General features: G+C 57.5%; 9 protein-coding genes. 3 read left to right on the top strand and 6 right to left on the bottom strand.

Translation table 11 applies throughout. The features are described from left to right. Together CSC94_RS24945 and CSC94_RS23680 are read right to left on the bottom strand one after the other, a co-directional pair. Window positions 1–203 (bottom strand): hypothetical protein (locus CSC94_RS24945; RefSeq protein WP_205853412.1); only part of this gene is annotated, 203 nt, incomplete at its 3' end. A gap of 454 nt (window positions 204–657) precedes the next feature. Continuing rightward, a complete protein-coding gene (locus CSC94_RS23680) occupies window positions 658–1,593 on the bottom strand; it encodes a LysR substrate-binding domain-containing protein (protein WP_099308834.1) in 936 nt (311 codons plus the stop codon). A gap of 200 nt (window positions 1,594–1,793) precedes the next feature. Between CSC94_RS23680 and CSC94_RS23675 the strand changes: the two genes are divergently transcribed. After that, entirely contained in the window at window positions 1,794–2,438 is a 645-nt protein-coding gene (locus CSC94_RS23675; RefSeq protein WP_165784583.1) for a glutathione S-transferase family protein, read from the top strand. 8 nt (window positions 2,439–2,446) lie between these two features. On the opposite strand, the gene CSC94_RS23670 is transcribed toward CSC94_RS23675, so the two are convergent. Beyond that, on the bottom strand, window positions 2,447–3,151 hold the full coding sequence (locus CSC94_RS23670; RefSeq protein WP_099308832.1) for a winged helix-turn-helix transcriptional regulator: 705 nt from the start codon (window positions 3,149–3,151) through the stop codon (window positions 2,447–2,449). Window positions 3,152–3,307: 156 nt separating this feature from the next. Between CSC94_RS23670 and CSC94_RS23665 the strand changes: the two genes are divergently transcribed. Next, window positions 3,308–4,105 (top strand): class I SAM-dependent methyltransferase, encoded by a 798-nt coding sequence (locus CSC94_RS23665; RefSeq protein WP_099308831.1) that lies wholly within the window; start codon window positions 3,308–3,310, stop codon window positions 4,103–4,105. A gap of 274 nt (window positions 4,106–4,379) precedes the next feature. On the opposite strand, the gene CSC94_RS23660 is transcribed toward CSC94_RS23665, so the two are convergent. After that, window positions 4,380–5,552, bottom strand: a complete 1,173-nt coding sequence (locus tag CSC94_RS23660) for an alpha/beta hydrolase (protein WP_133123082.1) — start codon at window positions 5,550–5,552, stop codon at window positions 4,380–4,382. A 429-nt stretch (window positions 5,553–5,981) separates the two neighbouring features. After that, window positions 5,982–6,407 (bottom strand): hypothetical protein, encoded by a 426-nt coding sequence (locus CSC94_RS24760; protein ID WP_165784581.1) that lies wholly within the window; start codon window positions 6,405–6,407, stop codon window positions 5,982–5,984. Between the two features lie 212 nt (window positions 6,408–6,619). Between CSC94_RS24760 and CSC94_RS23655 the strand changes: the two genes are divergently transcribed. Further along, entirely contained in the window at window positions 6,620–7,270 is a 651-nt protein-coding gene (locus CSC94_RS23655) for a class I SAM-dependent methyltransferase (RefSeq protein WP_165784580.1), read from the top strand. Here CSC94_RS23655 and CSC94_RS23650 read toward each other — a convergent pair. Then, window positions 7,267–7,545 (bottom strand): MAPEG family protein, encoded by a 279-nt coding sequence (locus CSC94_RS23650; RefSeq protein WP_099308828.1) that lies wholly within the window; start codon window positions 7,543–7,545, stop codon window positions 7,267–7,269. The two genes, CSC94_RS23655 and CSC94_RS23650, sit on opposite strands and share 4 nt — an antisense overlap. Between the last annotated feature and the right edge of the window lie 262 nt (window positions 7,546–7,807).

Raw genomic sequence — 7,807 nt, 5'->3', positions numbered from 1 at the left:
AAAAGATGCCTGGCAAGGCTCACGCCCTCGCAAGCCGGTTCCAAGGTGCTTCCGTCAGCCGCACTGAACCGGCGGCCCTGCGCATCTGGCACAATTCCAATAAAGGCAAGAAGCCCATCACCAGGTGCCGCTTCATAGCGTCTGAGGCCGTACGCCGTGATCACGCGGTCATCCATAACGCAACCAATGACACAGCCGATCATGCCAGCCCCTGGCGTTGTGCTGGCGGCAACCGACACTGGCCGATGATTGAGCCCGTTGATTATTCCGGTCGCACTTTCATGGTCTGTCCTATCTCCGAGCGGCAACGGCGTCTCCTGCCACAGTCCGGAAGAGAACGCCAAAGACAAGCACTCTGCCATGGCCGTGACGGCGCGGGCATCGTCGAAAGAAGGCCGCCAAAGGCTTACCTTTCCCTCTGGCAAGTCCAGTGTGGAAATCCCGGTTACGTGTGCCGCCCGTGAGGTCATTTTCTCACCTATTTTCTTTGCAGAAAAATATGAACCGAACCTCTACGAATAGATTATCACCGGTATGGTCAGTAAGCAAAATGACCCCAGCGACAGCTCGAATTGACGGGAATTTCAGGGTCTGAGCCGAACTGCATGCCGGACATCGCGAACGCGTCTCGGACACCTAAGAAATCCAGCTCTGAGATCAACCTTCAAGCAGTTCTGAAACGGATTGCCGGAAGTCGATTGCCAGTTCGATCACCCAATCACGAAATCGCTTCTGTATCGGGCTGAATCGACGTCCGCTGACCGAGAGCAGCCGGTAACGATACCCCGTTGGCATTCTCTTTTCCGTGCCGAAAGGCAGGACAAGCGATCCGCCAACGATGAAATCGTAGGCTTCGGTAATGCCACATAGGACAAGACCGTTTCCCGCAAGCGCAGCCTGCAGGCCGGAACTTATTTCCGAATAGCGGACACCTCCGGAATCCAAGTCACTATCGATATCGAATGCATTACACCAGTCCTGCCATCCGGACCAATTCGGATCCGGGGTACGATTGTCCAGATGAACGATCGGTATCCTGCGCAGCGATTTCACGGTGCCGGACAAGTCATATCTGTCACGGAAGCCCGGCGTGCAGACGGGGAGCACCACGTCGCCGAAAAGATCGATCGCATTCAGGCCGGGCTCCGGTGGCGGGCTGTAACGAATCGCGAAATCAAAACCGTCTGCGACGAGATCGATACGCCGGTTCGAGGCATTGAGACGCAGGTCCACTGCGGAATTCTGCCTGTAGAAACCAGAAATCCGCTTGGTGAACCAGTTTTCGGCAAAGGATTCCGGCAGCGTCACCGCAACCCGGTTGACGGTGTGATCTTCGTTGAGTTCCGAAAGCACCTCGGCAATTACCGAGAATCCTGTTGTCAGCCTTGGCTTGAGACGCAACGCTTCCTCGGTCGGGATTGCGCCGACGGATGTCCTGACAAAAAGGTTGCGGCCTATTGTGGCTTCAAGCCCCCGGATCTGTTGCCCGACCGCGGCTGTGGTCACGCCAAGTTCTTCGGCTGCCAACCGGATGGTGCCCGTGCGCAAGACGGCTTCGAAGGCCCGTAGTGCGTTCAGATGCGCCAGTCTCATGATGTCAGACTAAAGAATTTCTTTTATCGAGGCGATAATAAATGACATGAAATGCGGAAACAAAGCGGCAATGATGCCTTTGGTGTAAAGATCGCGCCGCGATACCAAAGAAATGATTTCACTGCACAACGCAGGAAGGAAAGCCGATCGCGCCATCGGCACGGCAGCCTGCGCCCATGCTAATCCGGAGGCAAACCATCATGTACAAGCTTTACTGGGAGCGACTGTCTGGAGCCATCGCGCCGCAGGTCCTGCTGGAGGAAATCGACGCGGACTATCGCAAGGTTCATGTGAACATGGCCGCGAACGAACACCGCGAACCTGCCTTTCGCCGGGTCAATCCGGTGATGCGTGTTCCGGCTCTGGAATTGCCTGATGGTACCGTAATCGGCGAAACGTCGGCAATCACGCTGGTGCTCGGCGAACAAAACCCGCAAACGCGCCTCGTCCCGATGCCGGAGGAAGCGGACAGACCGGCCTTCCTGTTCTGGCTCGCTGCGATGGCAGCAAACGGCTACCCGATATTCTCGAGGGTCTGGCATCCCGAGCAATTCACGATCGACGGGGTGCCCAGCGAAAGTGTGCGATTGTGCGCCGAACAGCATCTGGAGGAGTTTTTTTCCGTGATGGAACAATCAATTGCGGGTGCACCCTTCTTCCTGCCACGCGGCTTCACGGCGCTCGACATCTACCTGACAATGCTGACGGAATGGTCGGCAGACCGAGCGGCACTGTTCAAATCAAATCCAAGAATCGAGGCGCTTTGCGCCGCGGTGATGGAACGCCCCTCCTACAGGACAGTCATCTCCGAACATATGAACGGGCCGCTGAAAGCGGCCGACTGAACCATGCCTTATTGAATGTCGGTTTCGTCACGCACAGCCAGATAGCTGAGATTAAACCATCGCGGAAACGCGCGAACATTCTGCCGCTCGCCTTCCAGCAGCAGTTCGCGCTTTCGGATTGCGAGTTCCAGTGGGAGATGCCCCAGCCATATCTGGATCAGGGTTCGGATATGTGCGGTCACGGCGAGGCCAACTGCATATCCGGGATCGCGCACGCAAACTTCGATGTCCCCGTCCCGGAACAGAAGCCAGAAGCGGCTTCGCGGAACCGGAACTCCCAGGAAATGAAAAGCCACGACATAGTGCTGATCGCCGGGTATGCCGTCGCTGGTTACCCGGCGCCGAATGTTCCACATCAGCAGGTCAGGATCGAGATTTTCGTCCCTCGTCATGTCGTCGCGACTGTGCGCCTGTGCCCACCGTCCCATGCTCTCCAGAACCGGGAACAACTCGCGACCGGCATCGGTCAGCCCATACACGTTCCCGGTTCCGCTTTCGGCCTTTTGACATGTGACGATGCCGGCATACTCAAGTTCTTTTAACCGTTGCGACAACAGGGCACTCGAGATGCGGGGCAGGCCGCGCCGCAGTTCGGCGTACCGCGTGCTTCCGAAATAGAGCTCACGCACGATCAAGGGCGTCCACCGGGTCGTCAAGAGCTCGGATGCACGCGAAATGGGACAGAACTGACCGTATCCGTGACGTTTTGCCATGGACGAAAACCTACTGCGGCAGGCCTATCGATACAACTTCAGTTTCTGAACTTGAATGCGGCCTGGAGCGATTGAATCATGATTGCCGGGTGACGGCCTGTAAAGCGGCGCGCCGGAGAATCTCCAACCTTCGAAACTGTCGGAAAGGAGACTGCGATGACTTCGAATGCAAAATACGACGCATGGAGCGCCGGTCAGAACTACGAGCACTACATGGGCCGATGGAGCCGCGTGATCGCAACCCAGTTCGTGGACTGGCTGTCTCCCGAGCCTCAACTCGACTGGTTGGAACTCGGGTGTGGAACCGGGGCACTGACATCGGCCATCCTGTCCCGATGTTCCCCGAAGACGATCACGATAACGGATTTCTCTCGGGATTTCGTGGAACACACCAGCGGACTGATTTCGGACTCTCGCGCGGTCTTCGAGATCGCGGACGCCCAATCGTTGCGTTTCCCGGATGCGACCTTCGACGCCGTCGCATCGGCCCTTACGCTGAACTTCATTGCCGACATGGCGCTGGGCCTTTCGCAAATGCGGCGGGTGGCAAAGCCCGGTGGCGTGATCGCGTTCTATGTTTGGGATTACCCGGGTGGCGGCATGGGCTTTATCGATGCCTTCTGGAAAGCCGCGGTTTCAATTGTTCCGGCTGCCTCGTCCCTGGACGAAGCCCGCCGTTTCCCCTTCTGTTCGGAAGACGGCATTAAAGACCTTTGCGACACGGCAGGGCTTGGCGACTTTGCGATCTCGGCGATCGAAACGGAGACCGAATTTGCGGACTTCGAGGCATTCTGGCGTCCGTTTACATTGGGTGCCGGCCCTGCGCCTGGCTTTTGCCGAAGCCTGACCGACCGAAAACTGGCAGAGCTTAAGGATACTCTTGGAACCATGGTTGGGAACGAAGGGCCAATTCGGATGCCCGCGCGTGCTTGGGCGGTCCAGTGTCGAGTGTAATAGCACGCAGACTTTTGCCGATGGCAACACCGAGGATGGTTTAGTCCACAGTAATGCACGAAAAAGCTTCAAAGATACGGCTGCAACGCGCCGCCATCTCGGACGCTTGCGATCAAAGAGCCAATTCCTGAAACCGGTCAAGCGACCTGCTGCGGATGAAGGTCTTGAATGAGCGGCCTGCGGACATTGACAGAAACTGCCACGTCATGAGTTTGCAAGTTTCGTTGAGTTCGTAAAGCGCGCGAAGAGGGAAACCGTCAGAGTCGGGAGCCTTTCATTCCAGAAACTTCGATATTGCAACAAGCGCCTGCCGATACCCAGTCGTTCTCGGAAGGAAAATATGATTGTCGTCATCTAAAAACGAGATGGCTGAGTTCGGCATGACCGCGGCCAGACGTCTCCCCTCATCGCACGAAACCGAGCGGTCTCCTCTCGAATGCAGAAGGAGTGTCGGTGCGGTCACCTCTCGCGCCATATCCTCGACATCTATATTAACCATCAACTCCAGATTCGCGAGGATTGCCGCGGCGTCGCATGCCCGGCGCTGCATGTCGTCGAACTCCCTGGCGACATGCGGGTCGGCGTCCGGTATCAGGCGGCCGGTAAAGAAACGCCGGTATTCCGGATTCGGGTCGTTCCATCCTGAAACGATAATTGCCTTGCTTGCTTCGTACTTCCGCCGCTCCTCTTCATGGCCGGTCGTGAGCCAACCGCGTCCGAAGCCTCCTCGGCCAATAATGCCGAGCACTCGCTCCGGATATCGGTGCGCAAAAGCAATCGCGAAAGCGACCCCCTGCGATGGACCAAAGAGATAAAAGCGATCGATGTCAGCGGCATCCGCAACCGCGCGCATATCCTCGACCATCTGATTGATCGTCAGATTGCCTTCGACGCGATCCGAAAGGCTGGTTCCGCGTTGGTCAAACCGTATTAATCGGACGCGCTCACCCAGCCAACGATAGAACTCCGTGAAGATCAGGCTCTCAGCTTCCGCCTCAATGTTGGAAATCCAACTCGGCGCTTTCAGCATCGGAGGTCCGGCACCGCTTTCCGTCCAGGCAAGGCGCGTTCCGTCCGACGAAGTAGCAAAACGTATCGGAGCGTCGTCAAGGGGGAGCAATGGAGATACGGGCGAATGTGCGTTCGACCGAGGCAAAGCCAATCGATAGCCGAAGCGCGGGAGGGTCTGAACGATCCGCCGTCCGTCCTTGCCGAGAGCGCGGCGGATGTCTGCAATGCATTGTGTCAGGCTGTCTTCCGTGACGGCGAGGCTGCCCCAGATCGCGTCGAGCAGTTCCCCCTTGGATCGTGCGACGCCCGGAGTTCGTGCGAGTTCCGCTAAGAGCCTTGCGGACTGCCGTCGCAATACCTGCTCTTCGCCATTGCCATTGATTAGGAGACCGCTGTTCCGGTCGAACGAGGCAATGCCGAGATCGATGCGGCTCACCGTTCCTCGGTAGTGTCCAGAATCTTTCGCACTTTTTGTCAGGCGACGGCTCCTTGGGTTGAGATTTGCTCCGCGTAGAGCGGCTCCATGTTCATGTATTTGCTCATCGACCAATGGCTGCCGGCGATATGCCTCAGGCGGGCTGCGGCATGATTTTTCTATTACAGTTTAGCGATGGAACCTATGAAAACCAAGTAGATACGAAGCGAAGACCGAGGCAGCGTTCACATACGGCGTGAACTCCCATGCCCTTTCGCAAACGCATTTCTATCGCTTTTAGGAAAGGTGCAAAAATGATCATCGAATTGACCTTCATAGCATGCATGAAACTGGATGAGGGCGGCTGCAGGTAGGAACGCCTTCGGTCCTTCGAAGGCACCCTGCTTGGATGTATCGTTGGCGCGCAAGCCGAGCTTGCCAGATGGCACTCTACCCATCGCGAGTGGCACATTGAAAAGTATTCTTGCCAGTATGTGAACGAAACAGCTGAAGACGCTTGATCGCGAAGCTAGGTGAACCTGGTGTGAATGTCCGCTCCTTCCGCATAGCGGCCATCCGGTGCATGATTCCCAACAAAATTGTTGAAAGTCCGCTCTGGAGATTCTTGCTGGAAGTGGTCGAAGGTCTGGTTTGGGCCGGAAACGCCAGTGTGCCCACTGGGGACGAATGTCGGCTTGGCCCGATCGCCACCAATAACCAGACCGTCTCCTCACGGCCCCGAAGCTGCCAGTCAGCGATGCGCCGCCATTTCGGCTGTTCCAGTACACTTTCCAAGTACCCAAGAGCGGAAATATCGCTATCTCGAGTAGATGATGTGCCCTGCTGGATTTTGCCTGCATCGGCGACGATGCTCATTGCCAAGATCCGTGTATTCTTCTCGAGATCCAAGGATTGCCGAACGGACGGCATGTGCTTGCCCCGATTTCACGGAAAGGCCGTGGTTCACTTTTGTCACGCTTCGCAGTTCTCATGCGAACTTGCAGCCTTTTTGCGTTCGCGCAGGCTTGCCGCCGATCGGACGTCCTGCCGGCTCGCTTGGAAGGGAGTGCGCCTTGATGAGACATCAAATGCTGAGCGTCAGTGAGGCAAGGCGGTTCTACGACCGCTTCGGCGCGCGTCAGGACAACCAGGGGTTCTACGAGGACAAGGCGCTCGATGCCCTGGTCCTAGAAAGCGGTTTCGACGCGGCAGAGCATATCCTGGAAATCGGATGCGGCACCGGCAAGTTCGCCGCCCGGTTGTTCGAAGAAACCCTCGCCGGGACGGCGCACTATCTGGGAACCGACATCAGCGAAACTATGCTCGGTCTGGCACGCGCCCGGCTGAAGCCTTGGGGCAATCGTGCTACGGTGCAGCCAAGCGATGGCGGTACTGATCTTTCATCGCTTGGAGCCGGTTTTGACCGCGCTGTCCTGACCTATGTTTTTGACCTGATGCCGGAGGAGAGTATCGCAAGGCTACTCTCCGCGATCCATGGCGCGCTTCGCCCGGGCGGCCAGATCTGCATTGCCGGCCTGACCTGGGGGACCGGACCCGCATCCATGGTGACGAGCAGCATCTGGAACCGGGTTCACGCGTTGAAGCCATCACTGGTCGGCGGTTGCCGACCGCTGGACATGTCCGGGTTTGTCACTGCGCCGCGTTGGCGCATCATGCACCGAGAGGTCGTGGTAGCGATGACCGTGCCATCGGAAGTGCTGGTGGCCGAGGCACTCTAGAGGACCGCGAGCGCCGTCATCAGCAGGCCGGCCATGCCGGCAAGCCAGACCAGCGAGCGCAACACCGGGAGGCCGCTTGTATAGGCTGGAACATAGAACACGCGCGCTGTCGCGAAGACGATTGCGCCGCTTGTCGCCTCATCGGCCTTTCCGGCAGCAAATGCCAGCATCGCAAGGCCCAGGAAAAGCGGCAGCGCTTCCCGCATGTTGTCCTTCGCGCGCTCCAGTCGACCGGCAATGATGCCGGGTTCAGGCTGATGGTCGCGATTGCCCATGATGGCTCAGAGGTCAAACCGGAACTGCGCCGTTTCCTGAAGGAAAAGCTGAACCACGTAGAGCGCCAGCACAAAAAGAACGAGACTTATCAGGGACATTGGCGCGCTTCCTGGTTTCGGGGTTATCGTCGGAATGAGGACCAGTGACCTGCTCCCCTGAATGTACTCATTCATAGGCTAGCCCTGTTCACGTTGTGGTCCCTTGCGGACCGGGTTGCGAATTCGTTCGGTGTGAGCCCATTGAGGCTCGTGTGTGGGCGGT

The organism is Zhengella mangrovi (assembly GCF_002727065.1).
In the GTDB taxonomy this organism is placed as follows: Bacteria; Pseudomonadota; Alphaproteobacteria; order Rhizobiales; family Rhizobiaceae; genus Zhengella; species Zhengella mangrovi.
The sequence above is the reverse complement of the archived record's forward strand: the minus strand, read 5'-3'. Positions and strand labels throughout refer to the sequence as shown.